Below are 16,734 nucleotides of genomic sequence, written 5' to 3' on the forward strand. Positions count from 1 at the left end.
TGCGACGCCGTTCCCCGCGCGGGCCGCGCGAGGCGTCGCCGATCATAAAACTCAAGAGTGGTATCTATGTCTTTCGAATCTCTCGGCCTGGCCGAACCGCTGGTCAAGGCGGTCAACGAGCTCGGCTACACGTCGCCGACTCCCATCCAGCAGCAGGCGATCCCCGCCGTCCTCGGCGGCGGCGACCTGCTCGCCGGCGCGCAGACCGGCACCGGCAAGACCGCCGGCTTCACGCTGCCGATCCTGCAGCGCCTGCACACGTTCTACGCCGAACATCGCGGCGCGAAACGCGCGGTGCGCGCGCTGATCCTCACGCCGACGCGCGAACTCGCCGCCCAGGTCGAGGAAAGCGTGCGTGCGTACAGCAAATACCTGAAGCTGCGCTCGACCGTGATGTTCGGCGGCGTCAGCATCAATCCGCAGATCGATGCGCTCAAGCGCGGCGTCGACATCGTCGTCGCGACGCCCGGGCGTCTGCTCGACCACATGCAGCAGAAGACGATCGACCTGTCGGATCTCGACATCCTCGTGCTCGACGAAGCCGACCGGATGCTCGACATGGGCTTCATCCACGACATCAAGCGCGTGCTCGCGAAGCTGCCGCCGCAGCGCCAGAACCTGCTGTTCTCGGCCACCTTCTCCGACGAGATCAAGTCGCTCGCCGACAGCCTGCTCGACTCGCCGGCACTGATCGAGGTCGCGCGCCGCAACACGACCGCCGAGACCGTCGCGCAGAAGATCCACCCGGTCGACCGCGACCGCAAGCGCGAACTGCTCACGCATCTGATCCGCGAGCACAACTGGTTCCAGGTGCTCGTGTTCACGCGCACCAAGCACGGCGCGAACCGGCTCGCGGAACAGTTGACGAAGGACGGCATCAGCGCGATGGCGATCCACGGCAACAAGAGCCAGTCGGCGCGCACGCGCGCGCTCGCGGAATTCAAGAACAGCACGCTGCAGGTGCTCGTCGCGACCGACATCGCCGCGCGCGGGATCGACATCGACCAGTTGCCGCACGTCGTCAACTTCGACCTGCCGAACGTGCCGGAAGATTACGTGCACCGGATCGGCCGCACGGGCCGCGCGGGCGCGACGGGCGAAGCCGTGTCGCTCGTGTGCGTCGACGAGAAGCAACTGCTGCGCGACATCGAGCGGCTGATCAAGCGCGAGATTCCGCAGGAAGTGATCGCGGGCTTCGAACCCGATCCGAACGCGAAGCCCGAGCCGATCCAGCAACGCCGCGGGCAGCAACCGCGTGGCGGCAACGGTGGCGGCGGTGGCGGCGGCGGCAATCGCCAGCCGCGCGCGGGCGGTTCCGGGCAGCCGGCCGCGAAGCGCGACGGCAATGCGCAGCCGAAGGCCGCGAAGGCGGCCAAGCCGCGCACGGGCGGCAGCGCGAGCGGCAACGCCAGCGGCGGTGCGCGCCCGTCAGGCGGCAATGGCGCGCGTCCCGCGAACGGCAATGCCGCGCATGCGAACCGCAACCGTTCGTCGCGCAGCGGCCAGCGCGGTCACTGAAGCCGCGCGGCCGCGCGCCGCAGGTGCTCGACCTGGCGCTGCCAGCGCGCGAGCACCTCGGCGCGCGCCTGCCCTTCCAGCGCGAACGTGACACCCGTCGCGAGACGCGCATAGCCGACCCGCTGCGCATCGCCATGCGCGATCGTCGCAGCGAACCCGGCCAGCCCGCCGAAATCTCCTTCGAGCGGGTCGATCCTTAGTTGTGCCTGAAAGAATGCGCCGTCCGCGACAAGCGTCAACGCGGCCGTGCGCCGTTGCGCCAGCGCGCGCGCCGCACGCGATTGCGGCCAGAGCGCGAGCAGCAGCGTGCGCGCGTCGCGTGCATGGATCTCGCCGACGCTGAGCAGCGTCGTGCGCAACTGGCCATCGTCGGTCGCGACGATCAGCGATGCGGCGAAGTCGGCATGGCGTTCAAGTGCCGTGCCGTCGAACAGCGAAACGACGGCCGGCGGCCACGCGTCGAACGTCCATTGTTCGAGCGCGTGGCGATGGGTATCGGTCATGATGGCGGCCCCGGTGAAAAGCGGACGATGATGCCGAAGCATACGCGCGCCGCCGGGCCCGCGGTGGCACCCGATGACACTCAGCGCATGAACACGTGCCGCGTAATCTTCGTCAGCGGATAGTGGACGCTCGGCTGGATCTTCGCGGGAAGGTCGAGCGGTTTGAGCAGCATCTTCACGCACATGTCGGCCGACAGGTTGCGCCGCACGAGCGAGCTGATGCGCGCGGCGCGCTCGCGGTTGTATTGGTCGTCGCCGACCCGCTCCGGGTAGCGGACCGCGAACACGTGGCGCAGCGCGATCTCGGAATCCTCGTTCTTGATTTCCAGCACGCGGCGCATCAACGCGCCGAGCACCGCGAGCCGGCCGTTGCCTTCGAGCTTGTTGTACTTCTTGAAGAACTTGAAGAAGTGCTTGTAGTGACGCACTTCGTCCGTGCGGATGTTGTCGGTGATTTCCTTCAGCACGGGCTCGTCCGAGCATTCGTTGATCGCGCGATAGAGCGTGGCGGTGCCCGTCTCGACGACGCAGCGCGCGACCATCTCGAGCGCGCGGGTCTTTTCGAACGCTTCGACCGAGCACGTCTTCGAATATTCGGCGAAGAAATTCGCGAACGCGGTATCCCAGTCGAACTCGGGCCATACATGCGCGATGTACGCCTTCAGCGCGCGCCCGTGCTGCAGTTCCTCGTGCTCCCATGCATTGTTGAGCCACGCGGACACTTCCGGATCGTCGTTGAAGAACTCGCTCAGATTGCTCGTGTAGAGATCCGAGCCGCTCTCGATGAACGACGACGCGCACAGCAACAGCAGCAGATCCTCGTTCGCGGCGGCGCGCTGACGATCGATCCGGTTCAGGTCGATGTCCTCGATACGCCACGGCATGACATGCGTCGTTTCAGTAGGCATGGTGGTGCGCTCCCAGTCGTCGCGCGGCCGGCCGGCCCGATCTTCGGCACAGGCCCGGCGCGCCCGCAGGCGACGTTTTGCTTGCGTTTTTAGTGAGTTGGTCCGGCCGAACCATTCAGGCATCTTAGCCGGACTTTTATGTTCGTGCTTCAAAGCACTGACCATACCCGACGGGCGCAGTTCCGCCGCGCATGTTGCGGTTCGTTAGACGGGTTGCTCGAACCGGCTGCGCGCGTTCGACGAGATGCCCCGCATGAAGCAGGACGGGCAGCCACGCGGCCGCCCGTCGAGCGCGAGACCGAGACTGGAAGCGTTCCGTCAGAAACCGGCCGCGAGGCCGTCGCGACGGCCGTCGCTCGCGGCCACGTACCCGCACTCGGGATCGTCGCGGTCAAGGCGCCACACGAACTGTCCCGAGCCGAAATCCATGTAAGGATCGTCGATCGACTTGATCGTGTGGCCGCGCGCGGCGAGCGCGTCGACCGTGTCGCGATTCATCGTCGACTCGACGTCGAGCGTGAAGTCGCGATTGACCTTCCAGCGCGGCGCGTCGCAGGCGGCCTGCGGCTGCTGCCCGTAGCCGAGCATCCGCACGACGGTCTGCAGGTGGCCCTGCGGCTGCATGTCGCCGCCCATCACGCCGAAGCTCATCACGGCCTCGGTGCGCCCGTCGACTTCCTCGGTGACGAACGCCGGAATGATTGTATGGAACGGCCGCTTGCCGCCCGCGACGACGTTCGGCGACGCCGGGTCCATCGAGAAGCCGTGCCCGCGGTTCTGCAACGCAATGCCCGTACCCGGCACGACGAGCCCCGAACCGAAACCCATGTAGTTCGACTGAATGAAGCTCACCATCATCCCGCGCTCGTCCGCCGCCGACAGATAGATCGTGCCGCCCGAATGCGGCCGGCCGGCAGCGAAGTGCGTCGCGCGCGCGCGATCGATCAGCTTCGCGCGTTCCGCGAGATACGCGTCGTCGAGCATCTGCGCGGGCGTCACGTCCATCGCGCGCGGATCGGCGACGTAGCGATAGACGTCCGCGAACGCGAGCTTCATCGCCTCGATCTGCAGGTGCTGCGAGTCGGCCGAATCGACCGGCCATTCGGCCACGCCCGCATGCTCGGCGATCCCGAGCGCGATCAGCGCGGCGATGCCCTGCCCGTTCGGCGGAATCTCGTGAATCGTGTGCCGGCCGAAGCGCTTGCCGATCGGCTCGACCCATTCCGGCCGGTACGCGCTCAGGTCGGCCTCGGTCAGCGCGCCGCCGCCGTCGCGCGCGAAGGCCGCGATCCGCCCGGCGAGCGCACCCTCGTAGAACGCGCGCGGGCCGTCCTTCGCGAGGGCGCGCAGCGTGCGCGCGTGACCGGGCAGGCACATGCGCTCGCCGACGAGCGGCGCGCGCCCGCGCGGCATGAAGGTATCGGCGAAACCCGGCAGTCCCTGCAGCTCGGGCACCGCGGCCGCCCACTTGTGCGCGACGATCGGCGGCACCGAATAGCCGCGCTCGGCGATCTCGATCGCCGGCTCGAGCAGGTCCGCGAACGGCAGCAAACCGAACTTCGCGTGCAGCGCTTCCCAGCCGGCGATCACGCCCGGCACCGTGACGGTGTCCCAGCCGCGCGTCGGCTTGTTCGCGATGCCGCGCGCGTCCTCGCCGTGGCGCCGGCGGAAGTAGTCCGGGTTCCACGCCGCCGGCGCGACGCCCGACGCATTCAGCCCGGACAACCGCGCGCCGTCCCACACGAGCGCAAATGCATCGCCGCCGAGCCCGCACGACACCGGCTCGACCACCGTGATCGCGGCGGCGGCGGCCAGCGCCGCATCGACGGCATTGCCGCCCTTCCACAGCATCCGCAGCCCGGCCTGCGCCGCGAGCGGGTGCGATGTCGACACGACGTTGCGCGCGAACACCGGAATGCGGGTCGTCGGATACGGGTTGTGCCAGTTGAAGCCAGTCATCGGTTCCACCTCGTCGAAAGCTCAATGAACGCGCCGCGCGCACCACCGGCGCGCGCGGACAGTCCGCCATTGCAGCGCGATCCGAGCGATCGCACAAATTCATTTGTGACATGAATCCATGTGCTTCGCGCATGAATTGCGGACCGCGATATGCCGCAGGCCGGTCGAATGCCCTTCGCGCCCTTACAATACCCGCTCCGCCTCACGACCCGACCGCCGAGCCATGACCCGAGATCCCCGCCTCACCCTCAACGCGCGCCAGCAGGAACTGCTCGAATGGGTGCAGCGCGACGGCTTCGTGACCGTCGACGATCTCGCCGCGCACTTCGCGGTCACGCCGCAGACGATCCGCCGCGACGTGAACTGGCTCGCCGACCTGAACCTGCTGCGCCGCTACCACGGCGGCGCGAGCCTGCCGACCAGCTCGGAGAACGTGTCGTACACCGCGCGCCAGCGGATGTTCCACGACGAGAAGCGGCGCATCGCGGCACTCGCCGCGTCGCACATCCCCGACCAGGCATCGCTGTTCATCAATCTCGGCACGACGACCGAGGAAGTCGCCCGCGCGCTGAACCGCCATCACGGCCTTCACGTGATCACGAACAACCTGAACGTCGCGTCGATGATGAGCGGCTACCCCGACTGCGAGGTGCTGATCACGGGCGGCATCGTGCGGCCGTGGGACAAGGGCATCGTCGGCGAACTCGCGATCGACTTCATCCGCCAGTTCAAGGTCGACTACGCGATCATCGGCACGTCGGCGATCGAGGCCGACGGCACGCTGCGCGACTTCGACACGCGCGAGGTGCGCGTGGCCGAGGCGATCATGCAGCATGCGCGCACGGTCTACCTCGTCGCCGATCATTCGAAGGTCGGCCGCCCGGCGCTGGTGCGTCAAGGGCACCTGAGCCAGGTGCATGCGCTCTTCACCGACAAGCCGCTGCCGCCGGAGATGGCCGACGCGGTGGCGAACGCGGGCACCCAGGTGTATGTCGCGGAATGATGTTTGCGTTGCTGCACCGCACCTGAAACTTCAAGTGAAATCAAGAAGTTGGCGTGCCGACTGAACCGCTTGCGGCACACCTGCCTGTCAAACTGAAAATTAACGGGGCACGATTTGTCGTTGCCCGCGCGTTCGACTAGACTCCAGTTCCCCGGCCCGTTCGCCCGTTACGCCCGTGCCAAGGCGTGTGCGAATCCCAAGGCCGGCGAATACAGCTTTCCCCCCAAGCCATACCCCGCGGGGTATCGCGCACCGGCGTTCGCGCCGATCGCGCGGGCAGACCGATTGCCATGGAGAGAACGATGCTGAGTCCGCATGAATTCGCCACGCTACTGCTTGTGAAGGACGCCCCTGACCAGGGCGACATGGATCGGGATGAACTCGACGCGCTGCTCGAACAGCAGCTCGTTCGGCTGGAAGGGCTGGGATCGGGACGCAAATACTGCGTGACCGAGACCGGCGACGCCGCGCTGCGATCCATCAAATACCGCTATTCGTAAAGCTCCGCTGTTGCTGACCTGAGCGCCCGGCCGGATTTCCGGCCGTGCCGCCTTTTCCGGTTTTCCCGCCTCCCGCAGCTTTCCCGCGTCAGCCGCCGCGCAGCGTCGGATCGACCGCGGCCCGCCAGCTGATGGCCTGCGCGCGTGCGCCGTTGAAATACGCGATCCATCCGGCGCGCCCCGCCGCGTCCGGTGCCGCGTAGTGCGCCGAAAGTTCGTTTACGAACGCACAATAGTTCTCCTGCGTCAGCCCGCGATACCGTTTCGCCACGTACGCGTCGTAAAGCGTCGAATAGACCGGCTGCGCGTCCGCGCCCCAGTCGCGCGCGGCGCCGCCGCACGACGTCTCCAGGTCGACGAACGACGGCGCGCGCCAGTTCCCGGCCAGCGGCGGCATGCCGGCGCTGCACCCTGCCAGAACGACGGCGCACGCACCGGCCCACATCCCAATACGCATGATTCACCTCGCGAAACGGTCGATTCCGTCAGTATCGTCCGGGATCGCGCCGCGCGCTACTGGCCCCGCTTTTTCGAACTTTACTTTTTCGATTTCGTTCGTTAAATTTCGAATTCGAACATTTCGTGTTCGCCCATTTCCCTCAGACGATAAGGACAGCAGGTGACCCAACCGAATCGCTACGATCTGCTCGTCGTCGGCGGCGGCATCAACGGCGCGGGCATCGCGCGCGATGCGGCCGGCCGCGGCCTGTCGGTGCTGCTCTGCGAGCAGGACGACCTCGCGTCGCACACGTCGTCGTCCAGCACGAAGCTGATTCACGGCGGCCTGCGCTACCTCGAATACAACGAATTCGGCCTCGTGCGCAAAGCGCTTCAGGAGCGTGAAACGCTGCTGCGCGCGGCGCCGCACATCATGTGGCCGCTGCGCTTCGTGATGCCGCACATGCCGAACCTGCGGCCGGCCTGGCTGATCCGCATCGGCCTGTTCCTCTACGATCACCTCGCGAAGCGCGAACTGCTGCCCGGCTCGCGCGGCATCGACATGCGCCGCCATGCGGCCGGCGCACCGCTGATCGACTCGATCAAGCGCGGCTTCGTGTATTCGGACGGCTGGGTCGACGACGCACGCCTCGTCGTGCTGAACGCGCTCGATGCGAAGGAGCGCGGCGCCGAGATCCTGACGCGCACGAAGCTCGTGTCGGCGGAACGACGCGGCGACGAATGGGAAGCACGGCTGCGGCACGCGGACGGCTCGATGCGCGTCGTGCATGCGCGCGCGGTCGCGAACGCGGCGGGCCCGTGGGTCGGCGAAGTGCTGCACGGCGCGCTCGGCCGCGGCGCGCAACACAGCGTGCGGCTCGTGAAGGGCAGCCACATCGTCACGCGCCGCCTGTTCGATCACGATCACGCATACATCTTCCAGAACCCGGACAAGCGGATCATCTTCGCGATTCCGTACGAGCACGATTTCACGCTGATCGGCACGACCGACGTCGAATACACGAACGATCCCGCGAAGGTCGCGATCGATCGCGACGAGACGCAGTATCTGTGCGATTCGATCAACCGCTACTTCAAGCGCAAGATCTCGCCGGCCGACGTGCACTGGACCTATTCGGGCGTGCGCCCGCTGCTCGAGGACGAAAACGCCGCGAACGCATCGGCCGTCACGCGCGACTACCGCCTCGAGATGGACGACGGGGCCGGCGCGCCGCTGCTGTCGGTGTTCGGCGGCAAGATCACGACCTTCCGCAAGCTCGCGGAAGAAGCCGGCGACCTGCTGTGCCACGCGCTCGGCCGCGATGCGAAAACCTGGACGGCCGGCGCGCCGCTGCCCGGCGGCGACATCGCGAACGCGAAGTTCGACACGTTCGCCGACGCATTCGCGAAGCGCCACCCGTGGCTGCCCGCCGCACTCGCGCGCCGCTATGCGCGCGCGTACGGCACGCGCGCGGAACGCGTGATCGACGGCGCGACCTCGCTCGCCGAGCTCGGCGCTGAAGTCGCGCCGGGCATCCACGATGCCGAACTGCGTTACCTGCGCGACGTCGAATGGGCGACCTGCGCGCAGGACGTGCTGTGGCGCCGCTCGAAGCTCGGGCTGCACGCAGCGCCCGGCACGCTCGACGCGGTGACGGCCGCGCTCGACGCATGGTTCGCCGCCGCGCACGCGCCGCACGCGTGATTCGTTTGCAGTTGCAGTTGCTTGACCGACGTTGATTCACCGACGCGCCGCGTAACATGCGGCGCGCATCACAACTACGCCAATCCACGGATGGAGATGAGAGACATGCAGGATCAGTACATCCTCGCGCTCGACCAGGGCACGACCAGCTCCCGCGCGATGCTGTTCGATCGTCAGGGCAACATCGTATCGATCGCCCAGAAGGAGTTCGAACAGATCTACCCGCAACCCGGCTGGGTCGAGCACGACCCGCAGGAAATCTGGTCGACGCAGGCGGGCGTCGCCGCCGAAGCCGTCACGCGCACGGGCCTGAACGGCACGTCGATCGCCGCGATCGGCATCACCAACCAGCGCGAGACGACGATCGTCTGGGATCGCGAGACGGGCCAGCCCGTCTACAACGCGATCGTGTGGCAGGACCGCCGCACCGCCGACTTCTGCGATTCGCTGAAGAAGCAGGGCCTCGAAGCGAAGGTGCGCGCGAAGACCGGCCTGCCGATCGACTCGTACTTCTCCGCGACCAAGATCCGCTGGATCCTCGACAACGTGCCGGGCGCGCGCGACAAGGCGCGCCAGGGCAAGCTCGCGTTCGGCACCGTCGACAGCTGGCTCGTGTGGAACTTCACGAAGCACGAACTGCACGTGACCGACGTGACCAACGCGTCGCGCACGATGCTGTTCAACATCCACACGCGCGAATGGGACAGCGAGCTGCTCGAGCTGCTCGACATTCCGCGCAGCATGCTGCCGGAAGTGAAGGCGTCGTCGGAAATCTACGGCCACACGAAAACCACGGTGTTCGCGTCGAAGATTCCGCTCGCGGGCATCGCCGGCGACCAGCACGCGGCGCTGTTCGGGCAGATGTGCACGACGTCGGGCATGGTGAAGAACACGTACGGCACCGGCTGCTTCCTGATGATGAACACCGGCAACAAGCCGATCGAGTCGAAGAACAACCTCGTCACGACGATCGCCTGGCAGATCGGCGACGACGTGCAGTACGCGCTCGAAGGCAGCATCTTCATCGCGGGCGCGGTCGTGCAATGGCTGCGCGACGGCGTCGGCATCATCAAGACCGCCGCCGAGATCGAAGCGCTCGCCGCGAGCGTGCCGCACACCGACGGCGTCTATCTCGTGCCGGCATTCGCGGGCCTCGGCGCGCCGCACTGGAATGCACGGGCGCGCGGTTCGGTGTTCGGCGTCACGCGCGGCACGACGTCCGCGCACCTCGCGCGCGCGGCGCTCGACGCGATCGCTTACCAGTCGCTCGACGTGCTGGCCGCGATGGAAGCCGACTCCGGCATCAGCATCGGCGAGCTGCGCGTCGACGGCGGCGCGAGCGCGAACAATCTGTTGATGCAGTTCCAGGCGGACCTGCTCGGCGTCGACGCGGTGCGTCCGCAGATCACCGAGACGACCGCGTTGGGCGCGGCCTACCTCGCCGGTCTCGCGATCGGCTACTGGAAGAACCTCGACGAAGTGCGCAGCCAGTGGCAGCTCGATCGCCGCTTCTCGCCGTCGATGCCCAAGGAGCAGGTCGAACGCTGCATGGCCGGCTGGCAACGCGCGGTGCGCGCCGCCAAGGCGTGGGCCGACGACACGCAGTAACCCGAAGCAGCCGGAAGCAATCCGAACGAAATAAAACAACACCGGCGGACCGCGCGGCGCGCGAGTCCGCCGTCCTCTACGAGAGACAACATGTCACCTTATATTGCTGAATTCATCGGCACCGCGATCCTCGTGCTGCTCGGCAACGGCGCGGTCGCGAACGTGCTGCTTGCGAAGACCAAGGGCAAAGGCGCGGACCTCATCGTGATCGTGATGGGCTGGGCGATGGCGGTTTTCGTCGCCGTCTACGTGACCGCGTCGTTCAGCGGCGCGCACCTGAACCCGATCGTCACGATCAGCCTTGCGCTCGCGGGCAAGTTCGCGTGGTCGAAGGTCGGCGGCTACATCGTCGCGCAGATGCTCGGCGGGATGGCCGGCGCGCTGCTCGTGTGGCTCGCGTATCGCCAGCACTTCGCGAAGGAAGCCGATGCCGACCTGAAGCTCGCCGTGTTCTGCACGGCGCCCGCGATCCGCAGCACGACGCACAACGTGCTGACCGAAGCGATCTGCACGTTCGTGCTGATTCTCGGCGTGCTGTATCTGGCGTCGCCGCAGGTCGGCCTCGGCGCGCTCGACGCACTGCCCGTCGGCCTGCTCGTGCTCGGCATCGGCATCTCGCTCGGCGGCCCGACCGGCTACGCGATGAGCCCGGCGCGCGACCTGTCGCCGCGCCTGATGCATGCGCTGCTGCCGATCCCCGGCAAGCGCGACAGCGACTGGCGCTACGCATGGGTGCCGGTGGTCGGCCCGCTGCTCGGCGGCGCCGCGGCGGCCGGCCTGTATCTGCGTCTGCACGCGATGGCCTGAGCGCCGTTTCATTCGAGAATGCGGGCTCGAGCGTGCGGCCACGGCTGCCGCGCGCTCGAGCGCCGATCCCCTCCCCCCGGTCGTCGCTGCGCCGGCACCGCACACCGCCGCTGGGGACCGCCCACGGCCGACACCCGCGACTTCAGCTTCACGTTCGCGAACGCCTTCCCCCGGCCCACGGCCGCTGCTGCGCCGGCACCGCACACCGCCGCTGGCGACCGTCCACGGCCGACACCCGCGACTTCAGCTTCACGTTCGCGAGCGCGAACGCATCCGGCGTCGCGTCGATTTCGCGCTCGACCGGCCTGCACGATTCCTCCCGGCATCCAGCCGTCCCGGGTAGCGCGGCGCCACCGCGAAAGCACGTATCATGGCGGGATGCTCGGCGTCGCCGACACTCCGCTTCTTCACCATCATGCTCGATCACCTTATCTGCGACTGCGACGGCGTCCTCGTCGACAGCGAAGTCATTGCCGACCGCGTGCTGTTCGAAACGCTGTCCGCCACCTTCCCTCACCTCGATTTCGAAGACGCCGCGAAGTCCGCCTTCGGCCAGCAGACGTCGCGCTTTCTCGCCGGGCTCGAAGCGCATTTCGGCATCCGGATGCCCGAGAACTTCATCGAGACCGTCGAGCGCAACATCGAGACCGGTCTCGCCCAATCGCTCGCGCCAATCACCGGCGTGCGCGATGCGCTGCTGAAGGTGGGCCTGCCGGCGGCGGTGGTATCGAACAGCCGGCTCGTGCGCGTGCGCAGCTCGCTCAAGCGCGCGTCGCTCACCGAAATCTTCGGCGATCGCGTGTTCAGCTCCGAGCAGGTCGCGCGACCGAAACCTTACCCGGACGTGTACCTGCACGCCGCGCAGACGCTCGGCGTCGAGCCGGCGCGCTGCATCGTCGTCGAGGACAGCGTGTCGGGCCTGAACGCCGCGCGCGCGGCGGGCATGAAGACGATCGCGTTCGTCGGCGCGAGCCACATCCCCGACAACTACGCGGACGCGCTGCGCGCGATGGGCATCACGCGAATCATGCGAAGGATGGATGAACTGCCGGCGCTCGTCGCGGCCGGCCTGCGCGGCGAATTCGGCGACGTGCAGTCCTGACGGACGTCCGCGCCGAACCGGCGCGACCGGCGTGCGGCGCGATGCGCACGCCGTATCGCGGGCGCATCGACGCGCCCGCTCGAACCGCGCCCGCCCGAACGATACTCAGGCCGGTTCGCAGCAGCGCTCGCGCGCGGCTGCCAGCGCCTGGCGGAACTCGACCAGTTCCGCGATCGTCAGCATGGGCAGCCCGTGCCGACGCGCGAAGTGCTCGACGTCGTCGCCGCGCGTCATCGTGCCGTCCGGATTCATCAGCTCGCACAGCACGCCGGCCGGCTTCAGGCCGGCGAGGATCGACAGATCGACCGTCCCTTCGGTGTGACCGCGCCGCGCCAGCACGCCGCCCGGTTGCGCACGCAACGGAAACACGTGGCCGGGCCGCACGATGTCGTACGGCTTCGCATCGTCGGCGATCGCCGCGCGAATGGTCGTCACGCGGTCGGCCGCGGACACGCCGGTATGCACGCCTTCGCGCGCCTCGATCGACACGGTGAACGCGGTGCCGTTGCGGCTCTCGTTGGTCTGCACCATCGGCGGCAGCTCGAGCGCGCGGACCTTGTCGTCGGTCAGGCACAGGCACACGATGCCGCTGCACTCGCGGATCAGCAGCGCCATCGTCTCGGGCGTGATGCGCTCGGCGGCGACGATCAGGTCGGCCTCGTTTTCGCGGTCGTGATCGTCCTGCAACACGACCGCGCGGCCCGCGCGCAACGCGTCGAGCGCGGCGGCGATGCGCGGCGGCACCGGTTCGGAATCGAGCAACGGGAGATCGGCAAAGGCGTCGGCGGGTGCCGACGAAACGGACATGAAGGACATGTGAAACGCTCCTCGCAATGATGATTTGGGCGAAAAACGTTTCAGGGCATTGCAAACAGACAGAACGACAACCCGCTTCGCACGCATGGCAAAGCGGCCCTGACGGACATGACTATCTGCACATCTTCTCTCATCCGGACTGTGACCGTCGGCTCTGGCATTCGACCAGATCTGCTGACCCCGCGCGGATGCGCGGGCGCTCGCGGGCTCGCCGGCTTTCGCCAGCCTACCGCCGGTGGGGAATTTCGCCCCGCCCTGAAGACGCACTGATTGCCGGCCGGGATCTACCCGTGACCGGCGGGCCAAGCATACATCAGCTGCGCGCACCGCGCAGCGCACTACACCTAAAACCTTACCGACGACGCTGTCTAACGGCATCGTCCGAACGGCCGGCATCCGGCCTTCGCGCCCGCGGCCAGCGGAACCCGCGCCGGCGGCGTGGCGCCCTCGCGCGCTCAGCCGGCCGCGTGCGCGGCGTCGGGCACGTGCCAGCGCGGCGGCACCTCGGGGCTCACCGTCACGCGGAACGCGCGCGCCTCGCTGTCGCCGGGATTGCGCAGGCTGTACGGCTGATCGGCATCGAACACGATCGCATCGCCGGTCGCGAGCAACTGTCGGCGATCGTGCACGCTGACTTCGAGCGTGCCCTCGCTGACGACCAGGTTGACCGTCGTGCCCGGCGCACGGCGCGTGCCGGGTTCCGTGTGCAGCGGCGCGATCCGCAGCTCGTGGAATTCGGCCGCGGCGGGCTCGCCTTCCGGATACAGCGCGCGCGCCGAGAAGCGGCCGTTCGAGCTGACGACGCGCGCCGCGCGCTCGGCCGCCAGGTGCTCGAAGCCGTTCACCGCATGGCGGCGCAGGAATGCGGCGACCGATACCTTCAGCGCCGCGGCGATCTTGCAGAGCACCTTGATCGACGGCACGCTGCGCGCGGATTCGATCTGCGCGAGCATCGCGCGCGACACGCCGGACAGCCGCGCGAGCGCATCGAGCGACAACTGCCGCTCGGCGCGCAGGCGCGCGAGATTCACGCCGACGACCTGCTCGAGGACGTCGAGCGACGCGGACGTCCGCGCGTCGGCGGCATTGCCGGACTCGAAGGAAGACACGTCGCGCACCAGCGACAGGGGTGAAGACATAGCATGGCCTCCGGGCCGCCGTGCGGCCCTGCGAATGGGGTAAGCCGGAATCGGGTTGCGCCACGAACGGCGCGTATCGAGACGCTATCACCGGGCCCCGACCCGGCAAACGAAGTTATCTTCACACCGTTATCAGCATCGCGGAGGAATGCGTTTCTCGCGAACCTTTGCGCGCCGTCATCGCGTCGGCGCCCCGCCGCCCGACGCGCCGCTCAATGCGCGGCCGGTGCCGCGCCGCGCGCCGGTGCGCGCGCATCGAGCCGCATCGCGAGCCACGTGACGACGAGCGCCGCGAACGTCACCGCGACGGCGACCCACGGCAACGCGTCGAGCGCGAAGCCGTGCGACAGCGCAAGGCCGCCGAGCCACGCGCCGCCCGCATTGCCGACGTTGAACGCGCCGATGTTCAGCGTCGACGCGAGATGCGGCGCGCTCGCGGCCTTTTCGACCACGCGCGCCTGCAGCGGCGGCACCGTCGCGAACGCGGCGATTCCCCAGACGAACACGGTCACCGCGGCCGCGACCGGCAGGTGGCTCGTCTTCGCGAACACGGCCATCACGGCCATCAGTGCGACCAGGATCGCGATCAGCGACGGCATCAGCTTGCGATCGGCCAGCCTGCCGCCGAGCGTATTGCCGACCGTCAGCCCCGCGCCGAACAGCACGAGGATCAATGCGACCGCACGCGGCGAATAGCCGGTGACGGTTTCGAGGATCGGCGCGATGTACGTGAACACGACGAATACGCCGCCGAAGCCGAGCACGGTCATCAGGAGCGCGAGCCATACCTGCGGCTCCTTCAGCACGCGCACTTCATGGCCGAGGCCGACGGGCCCGCTGTCGTGGCGGTTCGGCACCAGCAGCGCGACGCCGCCGAGCGACAGCACGCCGAGCGCGGCGACGATCCAGAACGACGCGCGCCAGCCGAGCAACTGGCCGACGAACGTGCCGAACGGCACGCCGAGCACGTTCGACAGCGTGAGGCCGGTGAACATCAGCGCGATCGCGCTCGCACGCTTGTCGGCCGGCACGAGCGACGCGGCGACCACCGCGCCGATCCCGAAGAACGAGCCGTGCGCGAACGACGTGACGACCCGCGCAACCATCAGCATCGCGTAGCCGGACGCGGTCGCGCACAGCACGTTGCCGACGATGAAGATCGCCATCAGCAACTGCAGCGCGGCCTTGCGCGGCATGCGGCTGGTCAGCACCGCGAGCAGCGGCGCGCCGACCGCGACGCCGAGCGCATAGCCGGTGACCAGCAGGCCGGCCGACGGCAGCGACACGGCGAGGTCGTGCGCGACTTCGGGCAGCAGTCCCATGATGATGAATTCGGTGGTGCCGATGGCGAAGGCGCTGATCGCAAGCGCCAGGAGCGGAATGGGCATGACGTTCTCCGAAAAGGCGGCGGACGCGCAAACCGGTCCGTACCGCACCGCACAAAAAGGCGGGATGTGCGCGCATTGTCCCGAATACGCCTATCTTTGATAATTGGCGTGGCCTTTGAACCATTTTCAAAAATTTCTGGAAAATCCGATGGATCGACTGGGTGACATCCGGCTGTTCGTGGAAGCGGCGGAACTGGGCAGCCTGTCGGCGGCGGGGCGCAAGCTGAACCTCACGCCGGCCGCCGCGAGCGCGCGCCTCGCGAAGCTGGAGGCGAAGATCGCGACGCGGCTGTTCGAACGCTCGACGCGGCAACTGCGCCTCACCGACGAGGGCCGGCTCTACCTCAACTGCTGCCGGCAGGCGCTGCAGGCACTCGACGACGCGCACGCGCTGCTGCAGGAAGGCCGCAACGTGGTGGCCGGCAAGGTGCGGCTGTCGTCGACGTCCGATTTCGGCCGCAATCAGCTGCTCGACTGGCTCGACGAATTCACCACGCTGCATCCGGGCGTCACGTTCTCGCTGACGGCGTCCGATTCGTCGTCGAACCTGTGGCAGGACGAAATCGACCTCGCGATCCGCTTCGCCGCCCCGCCCGACGGCGCGCTGATCGCACGCCGCCTCGCCGCGAACCGGCGCGTGCTGTGCGCGGCGCCGTCGTTCGTCGAGCGCCACGGCATGCCGACCGACCCGCACGATCTGGCCCGCTTTCCCTGCAACGTGATCACGATCGCGTCGGGCCCGATGAACACGTGGCGCTTCAAGCGCGGCGACGAGGTGCAGACTCACACGGTGCCGGTGTCGACCGCGTTCGAAACCAACGACGGCGGCCTTACCCGCGAATGGACGCTGCGCGGCCACGGCATCGCGCTGAAGTCGCTGTGGGACATCGCCGACGACGTGCGCGCCGGCCGGCTGCGCGTGCTCCTGCCCGAGTGGCGCCACCAGGACGCGCCGCTGCACGCGCTCTATCACGGCAAGCGCTACATGGCGCCGCGCGTGCGCGTGCTGCTCGACTTTCTCGCCGAACGCTTCGCGCGCGAGGAAGCGGCGCTCGACGACCTGCTGAATGCTTGCCGCTGACGGCTGCGTAGTCGCCATATGGGGGTCGGAGCGCCACGCTGGCGTCGCGCGGCTGCAACCCGCATGCCGCCCGGAACAGCGCGTAAAGCTATAATGGAAGGCTTTCCCGACGGCTTTTCAGGCGTTCGCGCGTATTCGCGACAGGCTCGCACGACGCGCACCGCGCGCCCGGTCCGCCACGCGGCACCGGCCCGAGCCGCTGCACCGGCAGCAGCCGTCCCGATTCACCCTTGACGACGCCCCCAGGTCAACCACTGCG

General features: G+C 68.1%; 15 protein-coding genes and 1 riboswitch. Of the genes, 8 read left to right on the forward strand and 7 right to left on the reverse strand.

Features of this window, described 5'->3' with window-relative positions; all coding sequences use genetic code 11:
- The first annotated feature begins 66 nt into the window (after window positions 1-66).
- Complete coding sequence (locus tag WS51_RS23780) at window positions 67-1,518, forward strand: DEAD/DEAH box helicase (protein ID WP_069229849.1); 1,452 nt, start codon at window positions 67-69, stop codon at window positions 1,516-1,518.
- Here WS51_RS23780 and WS51_RS23785 read toward each other — a convergent pair.
- The 3 genes from WS51_RS23785 to WS51_RS23795 all read right to left on the reverse strand — a co-directional run bounded on the left by WS51_RS23785 (window position 1,512) and on the right by WS51_RS23795 (window position 4,888).
- Window positions 1,512-2,021: a hypothetical protein gene (locus WS51_RS23785; RefSeq protein WP_059545381.1), complete on the reverse strand. Its 510-nt coding sequence runs from the start codon at window positions 2,019-2,021 to the stop codon at window positions 1,512-1,514. The two genes, WS51_RS23780 and WS51_RS23785, sit on opposite strands and share 7 nt — an antisense overlap.
- Before the next feature lie 80 nt (window positions 2,022-2,101).
- Complete coding sequence (locus WS51_RS23790; RefSeq protein WP_059447828.1) at window positions 2,102-2,929, reverse strand: ferritin-like domain-containing protein; 828 nt, start codon at window positions 2,927-2,929, stop codon at window positions 2,102-2,104.
- Window positions 2,930-3,247: 318 nt separating this feature from the next.
- Window positions 3,248-4,888 carry a gamma-glutamyltransferase family protein gene (locus WS51_RS23795; RefSeq protein ID WP_069229850.1) on the reverse strand — a complete coding sequence of 547 codons (1,641 nt, stop codon included), beginning with the start codon at window positions 4,886-4,888 and terminating at the stop codon, window positions 3,248-3,250.
- 223 nt (window positions 4,889-5,111) lie between these two features.
- Here WS51_RS23795 and WS51_RS23800 point away from each other — a divergent pair, with 223 nt between their 5' ends.
- Window positions 5,112-5,891 (forward strand): DeoR/GlpR family DNA-binding transcription regulator, encoded by a 780-nt coding sequence (locus WS51_RS23800; RefSeq protein WP_044846783.1) that lies wholly within the window; start codon window positions 5,112-5,114, stop codon window positions 5,889-5,891.
- A 302-nt stretch (window positions 5,892-6,193) separates the two neighbouring features.
- Window positions 6,194-6,391 carry a hypothetical protein gene (locus WS51_RS23805; protein WP_040144790.1) on the forward strand — a complete coding sequence of 66 codons (198 nt, stop codon included), beginning with the start codon at window positions 6,194-6,196 and terminating at the stop codon, window positions 6,389-6,391.
- A gap of 88 nt (window positions 6,392-6,479) precedes the next feature.
- Here the strand turns inward: WS51_RS23805 and WS51_RS23810 are convergent, their stop codons facing one another.
- Window positions 6,480-6,848 (reverse strand): hypothetical protein, encoded by a 369-nt coding sequence (locus tag WS51_RS23810; protein ID WP_059506817.1) that lies wholly within the window; start codon window positions 6,846-6,848, stop codon window positions 6,480-6,482.
- Window positions 6,849-7,010: 162 nt separating this feature from the next.
- Here WS51_RS23810 and glpD point away from each other — a divergent pair, with 162 nt between their 5' ends.
- The 4 genes from glpD (at window position 7,011) to WS51_RS23830 (ending at window position 12,051) form a co-directional block, all read left to right on the forward strand.
- On the forward strand, window positions 7,011-8,534 hold the full coding sequence (glpD, locus tag WS51_RS23815) for a glycerol-3-phosphate dehydrogenase (RefSeq protein ID WP_069229851.1): 1,524 nt from the start codon (window positions 7,011-7,013) through the stop codon (window positions 8,532-8,534).
- Window positions 8,535-8,639: 105 nt separating this feature from the next.
- On the forward strand, window positions 8,640-10,142 hold the full coding sequence (gene glpK, locus WS51_RS23820; protein ID WP_059447832.1) for a glycerol kinase GlpK: 1,503 nt from the start codon (window positions 8,640-8,642) through the stop codon (window positions 10,140-10,142).
- Window positions 10,143-10,232: 90 nt separating this feature from the next.
- Complete coding sequence (locus WS51_RS23825; protein WP_059447833.1) at window positions 10,233-10,949, forward strand: MIP/aquaporin family protein; 717 nt, start codon at window positions 10,233-10,235, stop codon at window positions 10,947-10,949.
- A 415-nt stretch (window positions 10,950-11,364) separates the two neighbouring features.
- Window positions 11,365-12,051 (forward strand): HAD family hydrolase, encoded by a 687-nt coding sequence (locus tag WS51_RS23830; RefSeq protein WP_059447910.1) that lies wholly within the window; start codon window positions 11,365-11,367, stop codon window positions 12,049-12,051.
- A 105-nt stretch (window positions 12,052-12,156) separates the two neighbouring features.
- Here the strand turns inward: WS51_RS23830 and ribB are convergent, their stop codons facing one another.
- From ribB to WS51_RS23845, 3 genes are all read right to left on the reverse strand, one after another.
- Complete coding sequence (ribB, locus tag WS51_RS23835) at window positions 12,157-12,867, reverse strand: 3,4-dihydroxy-2-butanone-4-phosphate synthase (protein ID WP_059447834.1); 711 nt, start codon at window positions 12,865-12,867, stop codon at window positions 12,157-12,159.
- A 118-nt stretch (window positions 12,868-12,985) separates the two neighbouring features.
- Window positions 12,986-13,134: riboswitch (FMN riboswitch) on the reverse strand.
- Window positions 13,135-13,322: 188 nt separating this feature from the next.
- Complete coding sequence (locus WS51_RS23840) at window positions 13,323-14,006, reverse strand: helix-turn-helix domain-containing protein (RefSeq protein ID WP_069229852.1); 684 nt, start codon at window positions 14,004-14,006, stop codon at window positions 13,323-13,325.
- A 212-nt stretch (window positions 14,007-14,218) separates the two neighbouring features.
- Window positions 14,219-15,394 (reverse strand): MFS transporter, encoded by a 1,176-nt coding sequence (locus WS51_RS23845; RefSeq protein ID WP_059773122.1) that lies wholly within the window; start codon window positions 15,392-15,394, stop codon window positions 14,219-14,221.
- 148 nt (window positions 15,395-15,542) lie between these two features.
- Here WS51_RS23845 and WS51_RS23850 point away from each other — a divergent pair, with 148 nt between their 5' ends.
- On the forward strand, window positions 15,543-16,475 hold the full coding sequence (locus WS51_RS23850) for a LysR family transcriptional regulator (protein WP_069229853.1): 933 nt from the start codon (window positions 15,543-15,545) through the stop codon (window positions 16,473-16,475).
- Window positions 16,476-16,734: the final 259 nt, after the last annotated feature.

Source organism: Burkholderia territorii (genome assembly GCF_001718335.1).
Classification (GTDB): domain Bacteria; phylum Pseudomonadota; class Gammaproteobacteria; order Burkholderiales; family Burkholderiaceae; genus Burkholderia; species Burkholderia territorii.